At 72.6% G+C, this 23,860-nt stretch carries 18 protein-coding genes and 1 riboswitch; of the genes, 7 read left to right on the top strand and 11 right to left on the bottom strand.

Going from position 1 to position 23,860, the window contains the following annotated elements; translation table 11 throughout:
• The first annotated feature begins 123 nt into the window (after positions 1-123).
• Positions 124-1,026, top strand: coding sequence for an acyl-CoA thioesterase (locus AB8735_RS04500; protein ID WP_372405518.1), 903 nt, complete (start codon positions 124-126; stop codon positions 1,024-1,026).
• On the opposite strand, the gene AB8735_RS04495 is transcribed toward AB8735_RS04500, so the two are convergent.
• From AB8735_RS04495 to AB8735_RS04445, 11 genes are all read right to left on the bottom strand, one after another.
• A complete protein-coding gene (locus AB8735_RS04495) occupies positions 988-2,784 on the bottom strand; it encodes an AMP-binding protein (RefSeq protein ID WP_372405516.1) in 1,797 nt (598 codons plus the stop codon). The genes AB8735_RS04500 and AB8735_RS04495 overlap by 39 nt on opposite strands.
• Before the next feature lie 96 nt (positions 2,785-2,880).
• Positions 2,881-3,642 (bottom strand): SDR family oxidoreductase, encoded by a 762-nt coding sequence (locus AB8735_RS04490; protein ID WP_372405514.1) that lies wholly within the window; start codon positions 3,640-3,642, stop codon positions 2,881-2,883.
• Positions 3,639-5,066: a coproporphyrinogen-III oxidase family protein gene (locus AB8735_RS04485; protein ID WP_372405513.1), complete on the bottom strand. Its 1,428-nt coding sequence runs from the start codon at positions 5,064-5,066 to the stop codon at positions 3,639-3,641. Before AB8735_RS04485 ends, AB8735_RS04490 begins: the two co-directional genes overlap by 4 nt.
• 56 nt (positions 5,067-5,122) lie before the next feature.
• Positions 5,123-9,052 (bottom strand): type I polyketide synthase, encoded by a 3,930-nt coding sequence (locus AB8735_RS04480; protein WP_372405511.1) that lies wholly within the window; start codon positions 9,050-9,052, stop codon positions 5,123-5,125.
• A gap of 374 nt (positions 9,053-9,426) precedes the next feature.
• Positions 9,427-10,209, bottom strand: coding sequence for an enoyl-CoA hydratase (locus AB8735_RS04475; protein ID WP_372405510.1), 783 nt, complete (start codon positions 10,207-10,209; stop codon positions 9,427-9,429).
• Positions 10,206-11,153 (bottom strand): 3-hydroxyisobutyrate dehydrogenase, encoded by a 948-nt coding sequence (gene mmsB / locus AB8735_RS04470; protein ID WP_372405508.1) that lies wholly within the window; start codon positions 11,151-11,153, stop codon positions 10,206-10,208. Before mmsB ends, AB8735_RS04475 begins: the two co-directional genes overlap by 4 nt.
• Positions 11,147-12,223, bottom strand: a complete 1,077-nt coding sequence (locus tag AB8735_RS04465) for an enoyl-CoA hydratase/isomerase family protein (protein ID WP_344027280.1) — start codon at positions 12,221-12,223, stop codon at positions 11,147-11,149. Before AB8735_RS04465 ends, mmsB begins: the two co-directional genes overlap by 7 nt.
• A complete protein-coding gene (locus AB8735_RS04460; protein ID WP_372405506.1) occupies positions 12,220-13,371 on the bottom strand; it encodes an acyl-CoA dehydrogenase family protein in 1,152 nt (383 codons plus the stop codon). The genes AB8735_RS04465 and AB8735_RS04460 overlap by 4 nt, the downstream gene beginning before the upstream one ends.
• A gap of 7 nt (positions 13,372-13,378) precedes the next feature.
• Entirely contained in the window at positions 13,379-14,878 is a 1,500-nt protein-coding gene (locus AB8735_RS04455) for a CoA-acylating methylmalonate-semialdehyde dehydrogenase (RefSeq protein ID WP_344027276.1), read from the bottom strand.
• Positions 14,879-15,069: 191 nt separating this feature from the next.
• Positions 15,070-15,249, bottom strand: a riboswitch (cobalamin riboswitch).
• A gap of 131 nt (positions 15,250-15,380) precedes the next feature.
• Positions 15,381-16,025 (bottom strand): dihydrofolate reductase family protein, encoded by a 645-nt coding sequence (locus tag AB8735_RS04450; protein WP_372405504.1) that lies wholly within the window; start codon positions 16,023-16,025, stop codon positions 15,381-15,383.
• A 188-nt stretch (positions 16,026-16,213) separates the two neighbouring features.
• On the bottom strand, positions 16,214-17,101 hold the full coding sequence (locus tag AB8735_RS04445; RefSeq protein WP_372405503.1) for a DUF2268 domain-containing protein: 888 nt from the start codon (positions 17,099-17,101) through the stop codon (positions 16,214-16,216).
• A 48-nt stretch (positions 17,102-17,149) separates the two neighbouring features.
• Here AB8735_RS04445 and AB8735_RS04440 point away from each other — a divergent pair, with 48 nt between their 5' ends.
• The 6 genes from AB8735_RS04440 to AB8735_RS04415 all read left to right on the top strand — a co-directional run bounded on the left by AB8735_RS04440 (position 17,150) and on the right by AB8735_RS04415 (position 23,765).
• Positions 17,150-17,431, top strand: a complete 282-nt coding sequence (locus tag AB8735_RS04440) for a DUF1259 domain-containing protein (protein WP_372405501.1) — start codon at positions 17,150-17,152, stop codon at positions 17,429-17,431.
• An 11-nt stretch (positions 17,432-17,442) separates the two neighbouring features.
• Positions 17,443-18,147 carry an ATP-binding cassette domain-containing protein gene (locus tag AB8735_RS04435; protein ID WP_372405499.1) on the top strand — a complete coding sequence of 235 codons (705 nt, stop codon included), beginning with the start codon at positions 17,443-17,445 and terminating at the stop codon, positions 18,145-18,147.
• Complete coding sequence (fetB, locus tag AB8735_RS04430; RefSeq protein WP_372405498.1) at positions 18,144-18,941, top strand: iron export ABC transporter permease subunit FetB; 798 nt, start codon at positions 18,144-18,146, stop codon at positions 18,939-18,941. Before AB8735_RS04435 ends, fetB begins: the two co-directional genes overlap by 4 nt.
• A gap of 413 nt (positions 18,942-19,354) precedes the next feature.
• Positions 19,355-20,785, top strand: coding sequence for an IucA/IucC family siderophore biosynthesis protein (locus AB8735_RS04425; RefSeq protein ID WP_372405496.1), 1,431 nt, complete (start codon positions 19,355-19,357; stop codon positions 20,783-20,785).
• Positions 20,782-22,464, top strand: a complete 1,683-nt coding sequence (locus tag AB8735_RS04420; protein ID WP_372405495.1) for an IucA/IucC family siderophore biosynthesis protein — start codon at positions 20,782-20,784, stop codon at positions 22,462-22,464. The genes AB8735_RS04425 and AB8735_RS04420 overlap by 4 nt, the downstream gene beginning before the upstream one ends.
• Positions 22,461-23,765: an MFS transporter gene (locus AB8735_RS04415; protein ID WP_372405493.1), complete on the top strand. Its 1,305-nt coding sequence runs from the start codon at positions 22,461-22,463 to the stop codon at positions 23,763-23,765. Before AB8735_RS04420 ends, AB8735_RS04415 begins: the two co-directional genes overlap by 4 nt.
• Positions 23,766-23,860: the final 95 nt, after the last annotated feature.

Below are 23,860 nucleotides of genomic sequence, written 5' to 3'. Positions count from 1 at the left end.
CACGGCGGCGCGTGCTGTCACGGGGGCAACTCGGCCACGGATACCCGGCAGTTGGTTGATATTCGCGAGCCGCGGTGGTGATACTGGCTGCCACCCGGCGGGACCGAGGGGCGGAGTGGGCCGATGGATCGGGAACGTGCGCTGCTGGACCTGCTCGGCCATCTCGATCTCGACCCCGCGCCACCGGACCGGGGCGACGGCGAGCGCTTCGTCGGGCGTCCGCCGGTGGAGCAGTCCTCCCCGGTGTACGGGGGGCATCTCGCGGGCCAGGCGCTGGCCGCCGCGGGCCGTACGGTGTCCGCCGGTCTGCCGGTGCACTCCGTGCACTGTTCCTTCGTGCGGCCCGCCCTGCCGACGGCGCCCTTCGAGTACCGGGTCGAGCGGGTGCGCAACGGCGTCGCCTTCGCCACACGGCGGGTGTACGCGACGCAGCGCGGGCGGGAGGTCTTCTCCCTGACCGCCTCCTTCCACCGCTCCGAGCCGGGTCTCGACCACCAGGACCCGATGCCGGAGGTGCCCGGCCCGGAGGGGCTGCCCACCTACGAGGAGCGGCTGACCAAGGCGTTCGGCGAGGTGGTGCACTCCCTGGGCAATCCCTACGAGCTGCGCTTCGTCGGCCCGTTGAGCTTCGACGCGGCGAAGGACCCCTCGCTGGCGTCGCCCCGGACGCGGATCTGGGTGCGCACCAAGGGCGAGTTGCCCGCCGGGGCGGGCGGGGAGCATGAACAGCTCCTGCACGCCTGCCTGTTGGCGTACATCTCCGACGTCACCATGCTCGAGACGGTCATGGTCCGGCACGGGGCCTCCTGGAGCCACGCGAGTGGCAGCAGCATCGATCACAGTGTCTGGATCCACCGCCCTTTCCGTGCGGACGACTGGCTGCTGTGCGCCAACGAGACCCCGGCGGCCTCCGGGGGGCGAGGGCTGGTGCTGGGGCGGGTCTTCGGCCGGGACGGACGTCTGGTCGCCACCCTCGCCCAGGAGGGGCTACTCCGCGTACGTGGGGGCCATGCCGGGACGGCCTGACGGATCCTCGCGGGCGGGCCCGGTCCGCGGGCGGGGTGCCCGGGCGCCGGGGCGGGTGACGCTCGCCAGCTCGCCGAGCCGGCCGCTCAGGAAGCCCGTACGGCAGTGGTCGCGCCGGGGCTTTCCGGAGGAGGTGCGCGGCAGCGAGTGGCGCGGGACGACCAGGACGGTGTCCGGGGCGCGGCCGAGCCGCTCGCGGGTGCGGGTCATGATGCTCCTGGCCAGCTCGATGGGGGGCGTGCCGGTCCGGCCGATCTCGGCGGCGAGCACCATGCGTTCGGGGTCGGGCAGACTGAAGGCGGCGCAGAGCCGGCCGGCGCCCTCGACCTCGCCGGCGACCTGTTCGTAGTCCTCGGGGTAGAGGTTGCGGCCGCCGACGATGATCATGTCTTTGAGCCGTCCGCAGACAACCAGTCCCTCGGGGGTGAGGTAGCCGAGGTCCCCGGTGTGCAACCAGCCGTCACGGAGCGCCTGTTCGCTCGCTTCGGGGTCGTTCCAGTAGCCCCGCATGACGGACGGTCCGGTCACGCAGATCTCGCCGACCTGGCGGTGCCCGAGGTCCGTGCCCCGCTCGTCCTTGATGGCGATGCGGACGCCGGGGGCGGGTCCGCCGCAGACGGCGAGGTCGCGCGCGTCCGGGTCGTCGGCGGGCACGGGCTCCGCGACGGCGGCGTCGGTGAGGGCCGTGCGGGAGACGCGGTCGCACCGCAGGGGTTCGTCGAAGCGGGGCAGGGCGACCGCGAGGGTGGCCTCCGCGAGGCCGTACATGGGGGTGAGCGCTTCGGGGCGGAGCCCGTACCGGGCACCGGCCGTGGTGAAGGCCTCGACGTTGCCCAGCCGGATCGGCTCCGCCCCGTCGCCGCACATGCGCAGCGCCGACAGGTCGAGGGGGCGCGGGCGTTCGGTCATGCTGCGGGCCGCCAGCCCGTAGGCGAAGTCGGGCGCCACAGTGTGGGTGGCCCGGTGGACGGAGAGGGCGTCGACCCAGGAGTCCGGGTGGCGCAGGAACTCCTCCGGGGGCTGGAGGACCGCGCGGCCGCCGCCGGCGACCATGCCGAGGAAGGAGACCAGGCCCATGTCGTGGTAGAGCGGGAGCCAGTTGACCAGGACGCTCTCGCCGGTGCGGGCCCCGAGTCTGTCCCAAGAGGCGGCGGCGTTGGTGAGGATCTGACGGTGTGTCAGTGGCACGGCCCGTCCCGGGCCGGTGGTCCCGGAGGTGAACTGCAGATGGGCCAGGTCGTCGGGCCCGGCCGCGGGCTTCTCCGTTCCGGGAGCCTGTGCCGCGGCCAGTTCGCCGCAGGTGAGGACCGGCCGTCCGGTGTCCCGCAGCCGGCGGGTGACGAAGCGGTGGAGGGCGTCGGCGACGACGACGCAGCGGGCGCCGACGAAGTCGAGCCGCCGGTCCAGTTCGCGCATGGTCTCGGGCAGTTCGTCGATCCGGTGGGGAGGCGGCAGGATCGTCGGTACGGCACCGGCGTGCCAGATGCCGAACAGCGACACCAGCATGGCCGGTGAGGTCGAGGAGACCAGCGCGACCCGGTCGCCGCGTCCGACGCCGTGCGCGGCCAGGAGGGCGGCCGCCCGGCGTGCGGACGAGGCGAGTTGTGCGTAGGGCAGGTTCTGTTCCGCCAGTTCGCGGTCGATGACCGTGATGCCCGAGGGGCCGGCGGCCGCGAGGGCGAGTGCCTCCGGGACGGTCGCCGCTCCGAAGACCTGGAGCGGCGTCGGGTGTCCGGGTATGGCGTCGTCGGCGCTCATGGGTTGTCCCCCGTTTCTCCGTACTGTGCGGGCGGTCCGCGGGATTTCGGTGGGTGTGTGCGGTCCGCCGGGACGGCCGGGCCGTCAGGAGGTGTCCTAGACGACCAGGCCGCCGGCGATTTCGATGGCCTGTCCGGTGATGTAGCGGGCCCGGTCGGAGGCGAGGAAGCACACCAGGTGGGCCACGTCCTCCGGGGTGCCGAAGGTCTGGCTCGGGATCAGCGACTTGAGGAACTCCGCCTTGTCCTTGGGTATGTCGGCGGTCATGTCGGTCTCGATGAGCCCGGGGGCGACCGCGTTGACGGTCACCCCCCGGGCGCCGATCTCCTTGGCCAGCGCCTTGGTGAAGCCGATGACCCCGGCCTTGGCGGCGGAGTACGCCGTCTGGCCGGGGATGCCGTGCAGCCCGGAGGAGGAGGCGATGTTGATGATGGCGCCGCTGCGCTGCTTCACCAGGGGCATCAGCAGCGGCTTGGTGACGGTGTACATGCTGTCGAGGTTGGTGCCGATGACCTCGTGCCACTGCTGCGGGCCCATGCGGGCGAACAGGGTGTCGCGGGTGATGCCGGCGTTGTTGACGAGGACGTCGAGCCGGTCCAGGCGGTCCAGGGCCGCGGCGGCGAAGCGCTGGGCCTCCGCGGTGTCGGCGACGTGGGCGTACAGCGGGGTGCAGCGCCGCCCGGGGTGGGCGGCGCGCAACTCGTCGGCCAGGGCGCGGGCGCGTTCCTCCCCGCTGTGGTAGCCGAAGACGACGTCGGCGCCCTGCGCCAGTGCCAGCCGTACCACCGCGGCGCCGATGCCCCGCGACCCGCCGGTGACGACGACGCCCCGGCCGGCCAGGGGGAGGTCGTCCGTCACCGGTCGCTCCGGGACGCCTGAGCGGCGAGGCGGGACTCCTTCTTGCGCTGCGCGGCCTCCTCGCGCAGTTCGCGGTAGCGCTCCTCGGCGATCAGGGTGGAGAACATCGGGGCGTAGAAGGGGCCGTCGCCGACGAGCCTGATCCGCTCGGGGGTGATCTCGGCGTAGCCCCGTCCGGCGAGTACGTCCCAGATGGTGGCGAACTTCTCGTACACGTCGATGCCGAAGGCGGTGCGGTACTGGGTCCGGTCGACCTCCGTGCTGATGAGGCTGCGGAAGAGCAGCATCAGCAGGAAGTCCTCGGGGGTGTGGCGGAAGCCCCGCTCGGCCGGGAACCGGCCGTTGTCGACGGCCGCCTTGTACTGCGGCAGGCTGCGCTGGTTGATGAACGACCAGGAACGGCCGGACGGCAGCGAGGGGTTGCCGAAGAAGGTGATCGCCGCGTAGCCCAGCCCGAGGGTGTCCAGGTGGTCGAAGCGGGTGGTGTAGCCCTCGCGGAAGTCTCGGGCCGCGGGGTCGCCGGGGCGGCGGAAGTTGTACGTGGACAGCTGCTCGTAGCCGCGGTCGAGCAGGAAGTCGCGTCCGGCCCGGTACATCTCCAGGTTGGCCAGGGTGCTGGGCAGTTCGTGGAAGCGGTTGAGCGCGAAGTCGGTCGGGCCGCCGACGTTCAGCTCGTAGTGGGTGATGTCGTACACGTCCCAGGAGACCAGGGTCTCCAGGTCCTCCAGCATGGTCTCGACGGTCTGCTGGGGCCAGCCGAAGATGAGGTCGACGTTGGCGGCCAGCCCGAGCTCGCGGGCCCATTCCAGGCTCTGGATGACGTGCTTGGTGGTCTGCTTGCGCCCGCTGAGGCTGTTGAGCCGTTCGTTGACCTGCTGGATGCCCATGCTGATCCGGTTGAACCCGGAATCGGCGATCGCCTGCATCTTCTCCCGGGAGAAGAGCTGGGGGATGCCCTCCAGCGTGAGGTCCGCCGCCTCCGAGATCTCCGGGAACAGGCGCCGCGTCATGTCCATCAGGCGGTGGTAGACGGGGGCCTTGTAGAGGTTCGAGGTGCCGCCGCCGAAGTACGCCCCGGCGAGGACGCTGTCCTTCATCTGTTCCCGGTACATCTCGGCTTCGCGTTCCACGTAGCCGTAGTAGTTCTCCAGGGCGGCGTTGCCCTGGAACTCCTCGACGGGGAACAGGCAGTAGCCGCATTTGCCGGGGTCGGTCTGGATGCAGTACGGGACGCCGACGTACAGGAACACCGGGGACTTGCCGTGCTCGTCGCGCAGGCGGCGGCGGTCCTCGCCGATCTCCTCCAGCGGGACGGAGAGTTCGTTCCAGAACCGCGGTGACGGGAAGCCGTGCTGGATCTTGTTGACCTGGCGTTCGCCGAGATGGCTGTCGAGGTAGCTGTTGACGTAGTCGGTACTCAACACGTCGCGGGCACTTCCCCTCTGGGTGGGATCTGCCGGATGTGGGGGTGGGGCGGGGCTCAGGAGTCCGTGGGGTCCGCGAGGATCACCTGGTGGAGGAGGTACTCCGCCAGCTCCTCGATGCTCTGGTACTCCAGTGCCTCCATCGCCTTGAAGCGGAAGTCGAGCTTCTCCTGGATGCGCCGCTGGAGTTCGGTGATGCTCAGCGAGTCCAGACCGATCTCCAGCAGGGCCAGGGAGGGGTCGAGGTCGTGGATGTCGATCTCCAGCTCGGTCGTCATCCGTCCGAGGGTGTCGGCGATCTCGTCGGTGAGCCAGCCGATGACCGCCCCGAGGCGCTCCCCGGCGGCGAGCGGCTCGATGCGCTCCCGCAGCTCCCGCCGGGAGTCGCCGCCCTCCCGGGAGCGGCCGCCGGGCGGCGCGGCCGGAACGGCCGAGGTGTCGGTCAGCGAGGCGATGCGCCGGAACTCGATGTCGTCGAGGTCCGCGAGGATGCGGCCGGTGTCGTCCAGGACGCTCAACTGCGCCGTGAACGCGGTCCCTTCGTCGTTGGGGTGCAGGCGGACATGGCCCCAGACCTGCTCGGGCAGCGGGCCGCGCAGCACCATCCGGCCCACGCCGACCGGGATGTAGGCGCCCTTGGCCGCGCCCTCGCGCGCCGCGGCGGCGGTCAGGTGCAGACAGCCGTCGAGCATGGTCGCGAACCGGTGCGGGTGGCCGACCCGCTGCGCGCCGTCGGGAGCGGCGGTGATCCGGCCGAGGGCCCGGCCGCCGGCCTCGTCCAGCCACAGCTCGCGGACGGTGGAGAAGCTCGCGCCGTACTCCATGCCGTCCTCCCGCAGGAGCCCGTAGAGCTTCCCGGGCGTGAGCGCGGTGGGCATCGCGGCCCGCAGCTCCTCGGGGCGTTCGCCGGAGCCGTTCTGCGCGGCGGCCGGTCCGACCTTCCCGTGGCAGTACCGGGGCGGGCCGTCCCCGTCGCCGCCGGCCACGGTGAACCGGAAGCGCGCGGGACCGGCGTCCTCCTCCAGGTCCACCCGGACGCGGCTGGCCCTGGCGGGGGGCAGGACGAGCGGCCGGACGAAGTCGACGTCGGTCAGCTCGACCGGTGCGGAGCCGGCCGGGGCGGAGCCGTCGCCGTCGGCCGAGGCGTAGGCGTCCACGGCCAGTTCCAGGTAGCCGGTGGCGGGGAAGACGGTGGATCCGAGGATGCGGTGGTCGGCCCACGGCGTGCCCGGCTGCAGCTCGTGCCGGTGGACGGTCCGGGCGGGCGGCCGCTGCGGCCCGTCCGGCTCCGCCTTCCGGCGCGGAGCGGCTTCCGCCGGCTCGTCGCGGCCGGTGTCCGGCGCGGGCGTCAGCCAGTACCGGTCCTTGCGGAACGGGTACTGCGGGGCGGACGAGGTGCGGCGGTGGCGCGGACCCCGGTGCAGCGCGGTCAGGTCGACGGCGGCACCCGCCGTGAACAGGGCGCCGGCGGCGGCGAGGAGGTTGCGTACGTCCCGTCCGTCGCGCCGCAGGGTGGGGATCACCGTCACGGCCGTGCCGAACGCCTCCGGGACGTACGTCCCCAGGGCGGGGTGCGGGCCGATCTCGACGACCGCGGTGCAGCCCAGGGCGGCCGCCGCGCGCAGGCCCTCGTGGAACAGGACCGGCCGGCGGGCCTGCTGGCTCCAGTACTCGGGTCCCTCCGCGCCGGTCAGGGCCTCGCCCGTGACGCCGGAGAACACCGGCAGGTCCGGGGCGGCCGGACGGAGCGTGGCGGCCGCCTTGCCCAGTTCGGGCAGGACCGGGTCCATCAGCGGCGAGTGGAAGGCGTGGGAGGTGCGCAGCCGCGTGGTCCGGCAGCCCTGCTCCCCGGCGAGGCGCGCCACCTCGTCCACGGCCCCGGCCCGGCCCGAGACGACCACGGCGCGCGGGCCGTTGACCGCGGCGACGGAGACGTCGGACTCCCGCCCGGACAGCAAGCCCTCGACGGTCCGCAGGTCCGCGGCGACCGCCAGCATCACGCCGTCGCGCGGCAGTTCGCCCATGAGCCGGCCGCGCACCGCGGCGAAGCGGGCCGCGTCCTCCAGGGGGAGCACGCCGGCGACGCACGCGGCGACGATCTCGCCGATGCTGTGCCCGACCACCGCGTCCGGGACGACGCCCCAGGACCGCAGCAGGGCCGCGAGCGCGTACTCGACGGCGAACAGCGCCGGTTGGGCCAGCCGGGTGTCGTCCAGTGCCTCCGGGGACCGGTCCTCGAAGAGGACCTGCCGCAGCGGTACGGGCAGTTCGCCGTCCAGCACGTCCGCGCACCGGTCGACGGCGGCGGCGAACTCCGGCTCGTTCTCGTACAGTTCACGGGCCATGCCCGGGTGCTGCACGCCCTGGCCGGTGAAGACGAAGGCCGTCCGGGCCGGTTTGGCGGGATGGCCGGCGGTGACCGACGGAGGCGTGCGACGGGTCCGCCACAGCCGGAGGTCATTGGCGATCTCGATGCCGCCCCGGCCGGTCACCGCGAGGCGGTGGCGGTGCGCGGCGCGTCCGGCGGCGGCGGTGAAGACGGCCGGCGGCAGGGTCTCCCGGTCGGTCCGGGAGAGGTGCTCGGCCCACCGCTCGGCCAGGGCGTCCAGGCTCGCGGGCGACTTGGCGGACAGCACCAGCAGTTCGGCGGGCCGTGGCTTCGCCCCGGGATCACAGGGCTTCGGCAGCGGGGCCTCCCGCAGGATCGCGTGGGCGTTGGTGCCGCTGTAGCCGAAGGAGTTGACGGCGGCCAGCCGCGGCGCGTCCCCGCGCGGCCAGGGCACGGACTCCGTCGGGATCTCCACCACGGCGCCGGCGAGGTCGATCTTGGGGTTCAGCCGGTCCAGGTGGATGCTGGGGTAGATGGTCTCGCGGTGCAGGGAGAGGGCGGCCTTGACGACGCCGAGGAGCCCGGCGGCGGCCTCGGTGTGCCCGAAGTTGCTCTTCACCGAGCCGACGTACAGCGGCCGTTCCGCGGTGTGGAACGTGCCGTACGCCTGGGCGATGGCGCCCATCTCGATGGGGTCACCGACCGGCGTCCCGGTGCCGTGCGCCTCGATGTAGTCGACCTCGGCGGGGTCGACGCCGGTGCGGGAGAGCACGGTGCGGATCACCTGCTCCTGCGTCCGGCCGTTGGGGGCGGTCAGCGCGGGGGTCCGGCCGTCGTGGTTGATCGCCGTGCCGATGATGCCGGCCAGGATGGGGTCGCCGCGCTCCTCGGCGAGCGACTGGCGGCGCAGCAGCGCGGCCACGCAGCCCTCGCTGCGGACATAGCCGTCCGCCTTCGCGTCGAAGGCCCGGCACTGCCCGCTGGGGGAGAACAGCCCCAGTTTGCAGAAGGCGATGTGGACCTGGGGATTGAGGACCAGATTGATCCCGGCGACGATCGCCGAGTCGCACTCGCCGGTGAGGATGGACTGCCGGGCCAGGTGCAGGGCGACCAGCGACCCGGAACACGCCGTGTCGACCGTGAACGTCGGCCCCTTCAGGTCGAGGAAGTGGGCGATGCGGCCCGCGCTGATGCTCATCGCGTCGGCCATCGCGTCGTACGCCGTGATGCCCTTGAGGCCCTCGCGGTCGTGCTTGAGGAGGAAGTAGTTGTTGCTGTTCATCTGGGCCAGGAAGACACCGGTGTTGCTGCCGCGCAGTTCGTCGGGGTTCTGCCCGGCGTGCTCCAGGGCGTGCCACACGGTCTGCAGGAGGAGGCGGTGCTGGGGGTCCATGCGGACGGCCTCGGCGTCCGAGATCCCGAAGAACGCCGCGTCGAAGCGGTCGACGTCGTCGACGAACCCGCCGTGACGGATGTAGGTCTTGCCCGGGGCCAGGGGATCGGGATCGTAGAACGCGTCCACGTCCCACCGGCTGGAGGGGATCTCCTCGACGCAGTCACGGCCCTCGCGGAGGACCGTGTCGATGTCGTCGAGGCCGTGCACCTTACCGGGAAGCGTGCACCCGATCCCTACTAACGCAATGGGCTCAGCATCCATGCCGATTCTCCTTCGGCGGTGGGGGACGGCGCTGTCGTAGCGGCCTGTCGCGGGGGCCGCGGCCGGGGACGGCCATCGATGGCGGAGCGTTCGCGCGCAGTCGTCACCGGGGTCTCAATCCCTGGCGAACTGCTGCTCCACGCACAGGTGTTGGCCGAATTCGATTTCGGCGCACCCTGGTAAGGCTAGGTGTGGGCCCGGGAGGGGTCAAGGAGGCTTCCGCGGCGGGGAGACGGGGGCGCGTGCCGGTGTCATGTGCGCGGTACGGGGTGTGGCGCGCTCCTCTCGGAGGTGTAACGCGCTCCTCTCGGAAGGGAGCACGCCTCGTTCTGCCGCTGCCCGGGGGCCTGCCTGTCATGAGCCGACGGTGTCCGTCAGCGGTGGGTGAACTCCGGCGGACGCTTGTCCACGAACGCGGACATGCCCTCCTTCTGGTCCGCGGTCGCGAACACCGCGTGGAACAGGCGGCGTTCGAAGCGGACGCCCTCGGCGAGGGTGGTCTCGAAGGCGCGGTCGACGGCCTCCTTGGCCATCATCGCGACGGGGGCGGACATGCCGGCCACCGTCTCCGCGACGGCCAGGGCCTCGGCGAGGAGGTCGTCGGCCGGGACGATCCGGGAGACCAGACCGGCGCGTTCGGCCTCGGCGGCGTCCATGGTGCGGCCGGTGAGGCACAGTTCCATGGCCTTGGCCTTGCCGACGGCGCGGGTCAGGCGCTGGGAGCCGCCGATGCCGGGGATGACGCCGAGCTTGATCTCGGGCTGGCCGAAGACGGCCGTGTCGGCGGCGAGCAGGATGTCGCAGAGCATGGCCAGTTCGCAGCCGCCGCCCAGCGCGTAACCGGCGACCGCGGCGACGGTGGGCGTGCGGACGCGGCCGAGCCGGTCCCAGGCCGCGAACCAGTCCTCCAGATACATGTCCATGTAGCTCCGCGGCTGCATCTCCTTGATGTCGGCCCCGGCGGCGAACGCCTTCACCGAGCCGGTGATGACAATGCAGCCCACGTCCGGGTCGCGGTCGAGCGACTCGGCGGCCCGGACGACCTCGTCCATGACCTGGAGGTTGAGCGCGTTGAGGGCCTTGGGCCGGTTGAGGGTCAGCAGCGCGGTGCGGCCCTTGCGCTCGACGAGGATCGTTTCGTACGCGGTGGTGGTCATGCGGGGGTTCCGTTCGGGTCGGTGGGCGGGGCCGAATCGGTGGGCGGGGCCGAGCGCTGCCGGACGGTGCGCACGATGCCGGAGAAGTCCTGCTCCGCGCCCTCGCTCCCGGCGAACTCGGCGTACAACTGGGCCGCACGCAGCCCCAGTTCACTGGCCACCCCGCCCGCGCGCGCCGCGTCCGCCGCCAGGCGCAGGTCCTTCGCCATCAGCGGGGCGGAGAAGCCGGGCCGGTAGTCGCGGTTGGCCGGGCTGGCCGGGACGGGGCCGGGGACGGGGCAGTTGGCGGTGAGCGCCCAGCACTGGCCGGAGGAGGTGGAGGCCACGTCGTAGAGCGCCTGGTGGCTCAGCCCCAGGCTCTCGCCGAGGACGAACGCCTCGCTGACGGCGATCATCGAGATGCCCAGGATCATGTTGTTGCAGATCTTGGCGGCCTGTCCGGCACCGGCGGCCCCGCAGTGCACGGACCGCGCCCCCATGGCGGACAGCAGTGGTTCGGCGCGGGCGAAGTCCTCCGCGTCGCCGCCGGCCATGAAGGTCAGGGTGCCGGCCTCGGCGCCCGCCACGCCGCCGGACACCGGGGTGTCGAGCGCCCGGTGGCCGGCGTCCCGGGCGGCCTCGTGGGCGGTCCGGGCGTCGGCGACGTCGATGGTGGAGCAGTCGAGGAAGAGCGTGCCGGGCCGGGCCGCGGAGAGCAGCCCCCCGTCCCGGTAGAGGGCGAGGACGTGCCGGCCCGTCGGCAGCATGGTGACGACCGCGTCCGCGCCCGCCACCGCCGCCACCGCGGACGCGGCGGGCTCGACGCCCCGTCCGGCGGCCGCGTCGAGCAGTTCCGGCACCAGGTCGTGGCCGACGACGCGGTGTCCGTCCGCCACCAGGCGCGCGGCCATGGGGCCGCCCATGCGGCCCAGCCCTATGAACGCGACGGTGGTCCCGCTCACCACGGCACCTCCTGCGGCGCACCAGGGCCGGCCAGGCGCAGCTCGCGCCCCGGGACCGGGGTGAAGAACCGGGCCACGTCCTCCGCCTCGACGTCGGCGAGCCGCGCGGGGGACCACTTGGGGTCGCGGTCCTTGTCGACGACCTGGGCGCGGATGCCCTCGACGAGGTCGGGGGAGGACAGGGCCGCGCAGGAGACGCGGTACTCCTGCTCCAGGACCCGCTCCAGGGGCCCGAGTTCCCGGGCCCGGCGCAGTGCGGTGAGGGTGACCTTGAGGGAGGTGGGGGACTTGGCCAGGAGCGTCGCGGCGGCCTCCTGCGCGGCCGGTTCGTCCCGGGCCCGCAGCCGGGCCACGATCTCCTCGACCGAGCCGGCCGCGTAGCAGGGGTCGATCCACGCCCGCTGCCCGTCGAGCAGCCCGGGCGGGGCCGGGCGGACGTGGCGGGCGAGGACGTCGTGGACGGGGGCGTGGGCCAGCTCCGCGGCGAGGGCGGGCAGCCGGCCGGAGGGGACGAAGTGGTCGGCGAGCCCGCACAGCAGGGCGTCCGCCGCGCCCACCGCGGCGCCGGTGAGCGCGAGGTGGGTGCCCAGCCCGCCGGGGGCGAGGGCGAGGAGATAGGTGCCGCCGACGTCGGGGACGAAGCCGATGCCGGTCTCCGGCATGGCCACGCGGGAGCGCTCGGTGACGACGCGGACGCTGCCGTGGGCGGAGACGCCGACGCCGCCGCCCATGACGATGCCGTCCATGAGGGCGACGTAGGGCTTGGGGTAGTGGGCGATCAGGGCGTTGAGCCGGTACTCGTCCCGCCAGAAGTCCGCCGACGCGGTGCCGCCGGTGCGGGCGTCGTCGTGGATGGCGCGGATGTCGCCCCCGGCGCACAGGCCGCGGTCGCCGGCTCCGGCGATCACCACGGTCTCGACGGCGGGGTCCTTCTCCCACAGGGCCAGTGCCTCGTCGAGGGCACGGACCATGTCATGGGTGAGGGCGTTGAGGGCCTTGGGGCGGTTGAGCGTGATGTAACCCGCGCGTCCCTCGGTACGCAGGAGTACGTGCTCGTCGGCGGCCGTCGTCATCGGCCGGCTCCCGTCAGCCCGCGGGCCACGATGAGGCGCATGATCTCGTTCGTTCCTTCCAGGATCCGGTGCACGCGAAGATCTCGGACGATCTTCTCGATTCCGTACTCGTTGAGGTAGCCGTAACCGCCGTGCAGCTGCAGGGCGTGGTCGGCGACCGCGTAGCCGGTGTCGGTGGCGAACCGCTTGGCCATCGCGCACCACTGCGCGGCCTGCTCCAGCCCCCGGTCCAGGGCCTCGGCGGCCTGGTGGACCAGGGCCCGGGCGGCGGCGAGCTCGGTCTCCATGTCCGCCAGCCGGAAGCGCAGCGCCTGGGCGTCCAGCAGCGGGGCGCCGAACGCCTCGCGGTCGGCGAGGTAGGCCAGGCTGCGGGCGAGGGCGCTGCGGGCGCCGCCGAGGGAGCAGGCGGCGATGCCGAGCCGGCCGCCGTTGAGGCCGTGCATGGCGATGCGGAAGCCGTCGCCCTCGGCGCCGAGCCGGCGGTCCGCGGGGACGCGGACGGCGTCGAGGACCACCTGCCGGGTGGGCTGGGCGTTCCAGCCCATCTTCCGCTCGTCCGGACCGAACGACAGCCCGGCGTCGCCCCGTTCGACGACGAACGCGGTGACACCGCGCGGCCCGGGCCCACCGGTGCGGGCCATGACGACGTAGACCCGGGAGGTGCCGGCGCCGGAGATGAACTGCTTGACGCCCGTCAGGACGTAGTGGTCGCCGTCGCGCTCGGCACGGGTGCGCAGCGCGGCGGCGTCGGACCCGGCGCCGGGTTCGGTCAGGCAGTAGCTGCCGAAGTCGTCCATCGCGCACAGGCCCGGCAGCCAGCGGGCGCGCTGGGCGTCGTCGCCGTAGCGGTCGATCATCCAGGCGACCATGTTGTGGATGGAGAAGTAGCCCGCGATCGACGGGCAGCCGGTGGCCAGTTCCTCGAAGACGAGCACGCCGTCGGAGCGGGTCAGGCCCGAACCGCCGTGCTCCTCGCGGACGTAGACGCCGCCGAGGCCGAGGGCGGCGCCCTTGCGCAGGACGTCGGCGGGGAAGTGCTTGTCGCGGTCCCAGGCGACGGCGTGCGGGGCGAGGTGCTCGGCGGCGAAGTCCCGCGCGGTCTCCGCGATGGCGGCCTGTTCGTCCGAGAGCAGAGTGGTGGTGGTCATGGGGCCGTCACTCCATCGTCGGGATGGAGAAGCTCGCGCCCTCCTTGACCCCGGAGGGCCAGCGCGAGGTGACGGTCTTGGTCCGGGTGTAGAAGCGGACGGCGTCCGGGCCGTGCTGGTTGAGATCCCCGAAGCCGGAGCGCTTCCAGCCGCCGAAGGTGTGGTAGGCGACGGGCACCGGGATGGGCACGTTGATCCCGACCATGCCGGTGTTCACCCGGCGGGCGAAGTCCCGCGCCGTGTCCCCGTCGCGGGTGAAGATCGCCACGCCGTTGCCGAAGGGGTGCTCGCTGGGCAGACGCAGGGCCTCGGCGTAGTCGGCGGCGCGCACCACGGACAGCACCGGGCCGAAGATCTCCTCGCGGTAGACGCGCATGCCGGTGGAGACGCGGTCGAAGAGGGTCGGGCCGATGAAGAAGCCGTTCTCGTGGCCGGGCAGCGTGAAACCGCGTCCGTCCACGACGAGTTCGGCGCCCTCGGTGGCGCCGATGTCGACGTAGCGGCGCACCCGGTCGAGGGCGTCGCGGGTCACCAGCGGGCCGAAGTCGGCCCCGGGGTCGTCGGAACGGCCGACGCGCAGCGCGCCGATGCGCTCCTTGAGCCTGGCGACGAGCCGGTCGGCGGTCTCCTCGCCGACGGGGACGGCGACGGAGATCGCCATGCAGCGCTCGCCCGCCGCCCCGTAGCCGGCGCCGACGAGAGCGTCGACGGCCTGGTCGAGATCGGCGTCCGGCATCACGATCATGTGGTTCTTGGCGCCGCCGAAGCACTGGGCGCGCTTGCCGCGGGCGGCGGCGGTGGCGTAGACGTGCGCCGCGACCGGTGTCGACCCGACGAAGCCCACCGCCTGCACCCGCGCGTCCTCCAACAGCACGTCCACCGCGGTCCTGTCACCGTTGACCACATTGAACACACCCGCCGGCAGCCCGGCTTCGGCGAAGAGCTCGGCCAGCCGCAGCGGGACGGAGGGGGCGCGCTCGGACGGCTTGAGGACGAAGGCGTTGCCGCAGGCGAGGGCGGGCGCGGCCTTCCACAGCGGGATCATCGCGGGGAAGTTGAACGGCGTGATCCCGGCCACGACACCGAGCGGGGCGCGCAGCGAGTGCACGTCGATCCCGCCGCCGGCATTGTCGGTGAACTCGCCCTTGAGCAGGTGCGGAATTCCGGCCGCGAACTCGACGACCTCCAGACCGCGCTGGAGGTCCCCATGGGCGTCGGCGAGGGTCTTGCCGTGCTCGGCGGACAGCAGCCGGGCCAGGGAGTCGCGCTCGTCCTCCACGAGCTGGAGGAAGCGCAGCAGGACGCGGGCGCGGCGCTGCGGGTTCCAGTCGCCCCACGCGGGCTGCGCGGCCGCCGCGTTCGTGATGGCGGCCGCGGTCTCCTCGTAGGAGGCGAGGGGCACATGCGCCTGTACGGAACCGGTGTTGGGGTCGTACACCTCGGCGTGGAGCCCCGATGTTCCGGGGGTGCGCACGCCGCCGATGAAGTGGGTCAGTTCGCGGACCAAGGGGAGCCTGCTCTCGTCGGGTGAGATCCAGGGGACGGCACGGCAGAGCCCCTGCGGGGCGGGCCGTGGGACGCGAAGGCCGAAGGGCCGGGGGAGCGTTACGACAACGCGCGGGGGCGCGTGCGCTCCGTCGGATCACCCGGGTCGTGGGTGCGGACCGGTGCCATGCGTGTCTGCTCCATCCTCGTGGACAACACGGAACACCCCGCGGCCGGTATCCTGACTCCCGGATCCCCGCGCCCCGTCCGCCTTCCCGACAGCCTTGTGCCAGTGGCGTGTTCGCGACGGTGCGCTCCCCGGTCACAGTGGCGGGACCGTGCCGGATTCACACCGGCTTCCCTGCACCGCGGGCCTTGGTCACGACGATATAGTTGGACGTCCTAGTAAGTCCATCCCCTCCGGGGACGAGTGATCGACGGCACGTGGGATCGCCGCCCCGTGCAAGGAACGTGCCCGCATCCGCGGTGGGAAGGGCGTTCGATGGGACGGATGTCCCCTCGCGTCACCTTCGCCAGAACAGGTGGTGCGTCACGCCGCTCGGGCTGGGCACGACTTCCAGGTGAAACCGGTCGAGCAGCTCGTCGGGGGACTCCCAGAGGCGCAGTCCGGACCCGAGCTTGACCGGCGAGACCGCCACATGCATGGTGTCGACGAGGTCGGCGTCGAGGAACTGCCGGATGGTGGTGACCCCGCCGCCGAGCCGGACGTCCTTGCCCTGTGCCGCTTCCCGCGCCCGTTCGAGGACGACGGCCGGGGCGCCGTCGACGAAGTGGAATGCGGTGTCGGAGAGCGTGAACGACGGACGCGTGTGGTGGGTCATGACGAACACCGGCGTGCGGAACGGGGGCTCCTCACCCCACCAGCCGCGCCACTCATGGTCCTGCCAGGGCCCGCGCTGGGGCCCGAACTTGTTGCGGCCCATGATCTCGGCGCCGATGTTGCGTGCGAAGTCCCGCGTGAAGTAGTCGTCGAGGCCCCGGCTCCCCCCGGGGTCCGTGCGCATGGGCCAACTCGCCGTCGCTCCGGCCCAGGCGAACAGCCTCTCGGGATGATCCTGGCCGAACGGCCGCTCGAGACTCTGGTGCTCACCGGCACCGATTCCGTCACTCGAGACGTTGAAGTTCATGACTCTCAGCAGTTGATCCATGTGTTCCCTCGTCAGGTCCTGTCGCGTCATCATGTGGCGAGGCGCCGCATATCATGATGTCGGATGGGACGTGGCCGGATCGGCAGCGGCCCACAGACTCTCTCCGAGGGCCACGCCGTTACAGTCGGTGACTTCTTCACCGCGGGCACCGAAAGGCCGGTCGCGCGCATGCGTACGACCAGCAGCCGTCAACCGGCCGTCGGCACGCCCGCGTTGGCGAGGACCTCCCCCGCAGGCAGGGCCACGCTGGCGGCCGCGGTCAGGCCGGTGGCGGCCAGGTGGGCGTCCGCGATGCGCAGTCCGGCCGCGTAGCCGGCGAAGTCGGGGAGTCCCACGGGCTCGTGTCCCATGAGGCGCGCGCTGTCGTCGCCGTAGATGTACGGGGGCAGGTTCTGCATCCCGGCCACGTCGATCGCGGCGGTGATCTTCTCGTGGGCGGTGTCCAGTTCGGCGCCGGTGAGCCGGGTGGCCCAGGGGCCCATGGCCTGTTCACCGGAGAGTTCGCGGACGAAGGCCTCGGCCAGGCCCTCGGCGACGACCTGTTCGCCGACCGTGACGGTCATGGGGTTCCAGGCCACGTTCGCGTAGCGGACGTTGTGGTGGAGTTCGTGGGCGGCGGCGTGGCCGATCTTCTCCAGGGCCGTGTCGGTGGGCCATATCAGCAGGTGGATCGCGCCGGGGATCCCGCCCATGCCGAGGTAGCCGCCGCTGCGGACGGTCAGATGGTGGTCGTCCGGGTCGCCGAGGACCAGGACGACGTGCACGGTGTCGGCGTGCCGGACGCCGGGGACCGCGCCGTCGATCCGTTCCCAGGCGGCGGCGAGGGAGTCCTCGACCCTGCTCCACACGCCCGCGTCCCGCATCCGCCGCACGGCGTCCGCGTACCGCGGGTCCTCGCGGTCGAGCCGGAAGCCGGAGCCCTGCCGGTGCATCTCGACCTGGTCGGGGATGCCCACCCGGGACATGACGTCCTGGAGCGGGGCGAGCATGTCGCGCAGGGCGTCGGGACGCTGTTCCCGAGGGCGTTGCAGGAGGTCGAGCATGGCGGACGCGGTGTCATGAACGATGATTTTCATGGCGTGGACGGTAGTGGTTGCCGCTGCGTCAACTTCAAGTTGCGTTCCGTGGGCGACAGGAAGGCCGCCGTCAACGGCGACTTCGTCATGACCGCACCCGAAGTGCAGAAGGTCATCCAGGCGTTGCGCAAGGGCCACATCGATGTCGTGGAGCTTCACCAGCACAGCCTCACCGAGCAACCGCGCCTGTTCTACCTGCACTTCTGGGCCGCCGCCGACGGCGTCGCCCTCGCCCGGGCCCTCCGGCCCGCCCCGGACGCCACCGGCCCCGCCCCGCCCCGACCGTCGGCGTCCGCCTCTGCCGGAACCCCACAATGGCCATTCATGTGATCCTGCAACCGATGGAGGCGGACATCACGGATGCCCATGAGCACAGCCCCGTGTTCACATTGGACCGGGTGACGGTACGGCGCGGGGGCGCGCTGCTGCTCGACGCCGTGTCCTGCCGGATCGTGGGCGGCGCGTGCACCGCCCTGGTCGGGCCCTCGGGCGCGGGCAAGTCCACACTCCTGCGGCTGCTCAACCGCCTGGAGGAACCCAGCTCCGGCACGGTCCGCTTCCACGGCCGACCGCTCACCGGGGCCGACGTCCTCGCCCTGCGCCGCCGGGTCCAACTGCTCAGCCAGCAACCGGTGCTGCTCACCACCCACATCGCGGACGACCTGCGCGTCGGCCGCCCGGATCTGGACGACCGCCGGGCAGCCGGCCTCCTCGGCCGGGTCGGTCTCTCCCCGGCGATGCTCGACCGCCCCACGGCCGGGCTGTCGGGCGGCGAGGCCCAACGCGTCTGCCTGGCCCGGGCCCTCGCCCTGGACCCGGAGGTGCTCCTCCTCGACGAGCCCACCTCCGCCCTCGACGCCGCCAGCGCGCGGGCCGTCGAGCACACGGTCCGCGACCTCGTCGCCGCGGGCCTGGCCGTCGTCCTGGTCAGCCACAACTCACCACAGGCCCGCCGCGTCGCCGACCAGGTCCTCGTCCTGGACGGCGGACGGCTGGCCGACTCCGGCCCCGTCGACCGGATCTCCTATCTGAAGGAGGGGACATGAACCCCGCCGTCCCCACCTGGGCCGGAGTCGCCGCCTCCCTGGCCCTGGTCGCGCTCACCGTGGCCGCGGTCCGGCGCCGACGCCTGCACCTGTCCCGGGACATCACCGTCGCCGCCCTGCGCGCCGGAGTCCAACTCGCCGCCGTCGGCGCCCTCCTGCTGCTGGTCTTCCGCCACACCGGACTGGCCGGCGCCGCGGGCTGGCTGGCCGTCATGGTGCTCATCGCGGGCCGGGTCGCCGCCCACCGCGCCGCCGGCCTGCCCCGCGCCCTGCCCATCGCCACCGCCGCCGTGGTGGCCGGAACGGCGGCAACGCTGGGCACCCTGCTCGTACTCGGCGTGATCGCGGCCCAGGCGCGTGTGGTCATCCCCGTCGGCGGCATGGTCGTCTCCGGCGCCATGCAGGCCACCGCCCTCGTCCTGATCCGCCTCCGGGACGAGGCCCGCACCGCACGGTCCGCCATCGAGGCCCGCCTCTCCCTCGGCCTCCCCGCGGGCGAAGCCTTCGCACCCCACCTGCGCGACACCCTGCGCACCGCCCTGATCCCCGCCGTCGACTCCACCAAGACCGCCGGCCTCATCGGTCTCCCCGGCGCCATGACCGGCCTGATCCTCGCAGGTGTCGACCCGCTCACCGCGATCCGCTACCAGATCGTCGTGATGTACATGTTCCTCGCCGCAGCGGCCCTCGCCGCACTCACCGCCGCCCGCTTCGCCGAACAGGCCCTGTTCGACGACGCCCACCGGCTGCGCCCCCTGGCCGCGGAGCCCCGGCTGCGCCGATCCGGCCATTGAGCGCCGCGAGAACGGATTTCACATATCTATGTCATTGCTGTTTGAAAGCATTCTCTTGGCCGAAACCGGTCCGCCCGCGACCGGGCGGGAACCCGGGGCAAAAAAACCGGCCGTCATCATATCCAACTCCCCTTGTCTTCACCGGCACTTCACGTCATGCGGACAACACTTCCCGCAGAGTCACATCCCCTGATCGGCAGGGTCTGCATGGGGAGGTCGGCGAACCATTGAGCAAGAACCTTGCGCCGAACACCGTTGACGAGCTGTGTTCGGTACGTCCTGATCTGGTCGGGCCGTTCACGGCGGCACTGCCGGGGGCGCGGGCGGCAGTGCTGGGCCGATTATGGGGGGCGTTCGCCCGGGAGCGGTTACCGGGCATCGCACGACGGCGTCGGTGCGGCGAGGAACTGGTGGTGACCCTTGCCAACGGCGGCCGGCTGGTCGGTCCGGCGAGCGCTGCCGCACGATTCGCCCAAGTGCCCGCCGACTTCGGCGTCATGGGCCCGGGCGGGCCGGTGGAACAGCCGGCCCGGCTGCTGGAGGCGCTGGAGCTGGGCACCCCGGGCTCGCTGCGGCTCGCCGAGGAGCTGGACAACAGCGTCGTGAACCTCGCCCTCGCCCGCACCGCGGCCGATGGCACCTGCGCCGCGGTGGCCGATTCCGTGGCCGCCGAGCAGGTGGTGACCGACGGTCACCCGCAGCATCCTTGTTGCCGTACCCGCAGCGGTCTGTCGGTGGCCGAGGTCCTGGCCTACGCCCCCGAACACCATCCGGTCGTCGATCTCGCCGTGCTGGCGGTACCCGCCGCTCTGTGGCGGAGCAGCGGCACCTGGCCACAGGAACTGCGCGAGGGAGGAACGGTGCTGGTGCCAGTGCATCCCTGGCAGCGTGATCATGTCGTCGGCGGTCACCCGGGCCTCGTGGTCACCCGTCGCACGATTCCCGCCCGGCCATTGTTGTCGTTCCGGACCCTGGCACCGCGGGAAACACTGCACGGCTATCACATCAAGACGGCCCTGGACGTGCAGATGACCAGCCGCAGGCGCACGATCTCGCCGGTCGAGGTCGCCGACGGGCCGGCACTGTCCGCATTGCTCGCCGAGGTCGTCGACCGGGCCGGATACGGCGACCGGCTGCGTGTTCTGCACGAGGTGGGCGGCGGCGCGGTGTACGTCGACGGGCGGCCGAGCCCGAGTCTGGCGGTCATGCTGCGGCAGTCCAGCGACCACGATCTCGCCGGGGGAGAGGTCGCGGCACCGCTGACCGCGGTCTACGCCACCGGGGCGGCGTGGGTGGCCGGCGACGCGGCCGGCTGGCTGGCGGAGTTCGCCGAACTGGTCCTGCCGCCCGCGTTGACGCTGCTGTCCCTGGGCATCGCGCTGGAGGCGCACGGGCAGAACACCCTCGTCGTGCTGCGCGACGGCCGGCCGGTGCGGGTGCTCTACCGGGATCTCGACGGGCTGCGGCTCAACCCGCACCGTCTGGCGGAGCACAGGATCACGCTGCCGCCGCTGGCCGGCGACCGCGTCGGCAAGGACGTGCACGCCCTGCGGGTCAAACTGTTCGGGTCGCTGCTCAGCGGGCTGTTCAGCGAACTGGTCACGGCGCTGGCGAGAGCGCGGCGCAGGGAGCCCGAGGCATTGTGGGCGGTGGTGGCCGCCGTCGCCCGGGACGTCTTCGCCACGCTGCCCGCCAATGGGGACGCCGAGGCGTTCTTCGGTGCCACCTGGCCGCTGAAGGCGACCACCGCGATGCGGTTGGCCCCCGATCCGCGCCCCGCGCAGTGGGCGGCGATCCCCAACCCGCTGCCGGGCCGGGCGACCGGCGGGGGTGAGGACGCATGACCGCGCCCACCACGGGACCGGTCACCGGCATGCCGGCCGGGATCGCCGGCCTCGTCACCGCACACACCCTGCTCAACTGTCTGGTGCGTGAGGTGTGTGCCCCCGAGGGCCAGACCGCCATCGCCGGGCGGCACCTTCTGCTGCGGCTGCCCCGGTGCGGCGTGCTGCTGCGGGTCGCCGTGCGCCGGGCCTCGATGATCGGCGCACACCGCTTCTCCGGGCCCGTCGAGCGGCATGACGGTCTGACGTGGAGACCCATCGGCTGGCACGAACTGGCCTGCTGCGTCCGCGACGAGCTCGAAGTGCGCACCGGCACGGGCAACGAGGAATTCCTGGACCAAGTGGCCAACAGCCACGAGGTGATCGGCATCGCGGTGGCCGGACGCGCGCGTCGGAGTCCGCCACGGCAGCCGTATCTGGAATCCGAGCAGTCGCTGATCTACGGGCACCGGTTCCACCCCACCCCCAAGGCACGTAGCGGAGACGCCCGGAGGTGGCTGCTCCACGGGCCGGAGACCGGTGCACGGTTTCCGCTGCGCTACCTGGCCGTCCGCCCGGACCTGCTGACCGGCGAAGGCGACCACCGGATGCTGGACCGCCTGCACCCGTTGCCGGACCGGGAGGCCGCACTCCTGCCGGCACATCCCTGGCAGTACCGGATGCTGCTCGAACACCCGGGTCTCAGACGGGCATTGGAGCGCGGCCAGATACGGGACCTGGGCAGTGGCGGTCCCGTTTTCGCGGCGACCGCCTCGGTCCGCACGCTGTACCAGCCCACGCTGGACGTGTTCTTGAAGTTCAGCCTCGATGTCCGGCTCACCAACTGCGTCCGCAGGAATGCGCTCTACGAACTGTCCGGGGCGGTCGTGCTGAACAGGATCGTGCAGCCGGTTTTCGTCGAACTGGCACTCCGGTTTCCCGGCTGCGGAATACTGGCCGAATTCGGCTACCGCAGCCTGGACCTGTACGGCGACAGGGATGTCGTGGAGGGGTTCGGGGTGATCGTGCGCGAGGGCCTGCGCTCCCATCTGCTGCCCGGCGTGACTCCCTTGCTCGCCGCCGCGGTCGCCGATGAGTACCCCACCAGTGCGGCGCAGGTCTCCCGGCTGCTGGCCCTCGGTGACGGCGACGCGCTGGCCTGGTGGGACACCTATCTCGGGCTGCTGCTGCCACCGGTGCTGGCCGCCTTCTTCGAGTACGGCGTCGTCCTGGAGCCCCACCTGCAGAATGTCGTCGTGGGGGTGCACGCGGACGGAACACCGGCCCAGGTGCTCTTCCGCGACCTGGAAGGCGTCAAACTGCTGCCCGGCCACCATCGGAGCACCCTGGCCGAGTTGCCCGCCGACGTCCGGGAGCCACTGACCTACGACGCCGCCCGTGGCTGGAACCGGGTCGCGTACTGCCTGTTGGTCAACCACGTTGCGGAGATGCTCGCCGCGCTGGCCGACCTGCACCCCGCCCTGGAACCGGAGCTGTGGGCGCGGGTCCGCGATCACCTCGACAAGTACGCCCGGCACGTCGGCAACCCGCCGCAGCTGCGCGCCCTGCTCTCGGGCGTCCCCCTGCCCGCCAAGGCCAACCTGCTGCTGCGCTGGGCCCGTGAGGCCGACCGGCATGCCGGCTATGTCGCACTGCCTCACCCCCTGGGACGGACGCTCACCCAGGAGGCGACCCGGTGAGCCGGCGTGACGGTGCGGTCCGCGCGCCGGGGAGCAGTGCCTTCCGGCGCTATCTGGCCGGACAGGCGGTGTCCAACGTCGGCACCTGGATGCACCGCACGGCCCAGGGCTGGCTGGTGCTCCGGCTCACGCACGACAGCGGCCACGCCCTGGGCATCGTCGTCGCCCTGCAGTTCCTGCCGCAGACCCTGTTCGGGCTCTACGGCGGCGCCTTGGCCGACCGCCGCCCCAAACGCCGGCTGCTGCTCGTCACCCAGACCTCGATGAGCCTGCAGGCACTGGTGCTGGGCATCCTGACGATGACCGGTTCGGCGCACCTCTGGCACGTCTACGGCCTCGCCTTCGCCCTCGGAGCGGCCACCGCTCTGGACGGCCCCGCCCGCCACGCCTTCATCGGCGAGCTGGTCGGCCGCGACGGGATCCCCCGCGCGGTGTCCCTCAACGCCGCCCAGTTCAACGCCGCGCGGCTGCTCGGCCCCGGCCTGGCCGGCGTCCTGATCGCCGCGGCCGGTACCGGCCCGGTCTTCCTGCTCAATGCCGCCTCGTACCTCACGGTCGTGGCCGTCCTGGCCACCCTGCGCCGGTACGACGAGCCGCCCGCACCGGGCACCGAACGGCGCACCACTCGGGTATCGGTGGCCCTGCGCCATGTCCGGACCGACCCGGACCTGCTCGTGCCCATCACCGCCGCGGCCGTGGTGGGCACCGCCGGTCTCAACTTCCAGGTCACCATCCCCATGGCCGCGAAGGCCGTGTTCCACTCCGACGCCACTGCCTTCGGCGCCCTGACCACCGCCTATGCCGCGGGCGGCCTGCTCGGCGCGCTGCTCGGTGCGCCCCGCCGCGGCCCGGTCACCGCACCCGTCCTGCTGGGCCGCGTCGCGGCCTTCGGCCTGCTCGAAGCCGCCGTCGGCGTCATGCCCACCTACGGCACCTTCATGGCCCTGCTGGTCCCGACCGGTCTTGCCGCCGTCCTGGTGACCACGGCCGCCAACGCCATGACCCAATGCCATGCTCCGCCCGTGATGCGGGGCCGCATCATGTCCCTGTATCTCTTGGTCCTGCTCGGCGGCACCCCCCTGGGCGCCCCCCTGGCCGGCTGGACCGCCCAAGCCCTCGGGGCCCGCTACAGCCTGATTCTCGGCGGCCTGACCTGCCTCGCGGCGGCTGCCGCCCTGGCGGTCGCCCCGTTCGGGCGGGCGCGCGGCCGGGGAGTCCCGTGGCCGGGAAGCAGGGAGCGGCGCGACGGCCGGCCCGCGGTCGTGGGCAGGCGGCGTCCACCGAGGCACATAGCGCCGTAGCGGGCCTGGTGCGGCCGCTGCGCGAACATCACGTCGGCAGCGCTGTGCATGACGGGCGAGGCGGATGTGCTCGCCGCACACGCAGGCGAGAACGG

Origin of the sequence: Streptomyces luteireticuli (assembly GCF_041519305.1) — a bacterium.
GTDB classification, from domain to species: domain Bacteria; phylum Actinomycetota; class Actinomycetes; order Streptomycetales; family Streptomycetaceae; genus Streptomyces; species Streptomyces luteireticuli.
Note: the sequence above shows the minus strand (reverse complement) of the source record. Positions and strands in the feature narration are given on the sequence as shown.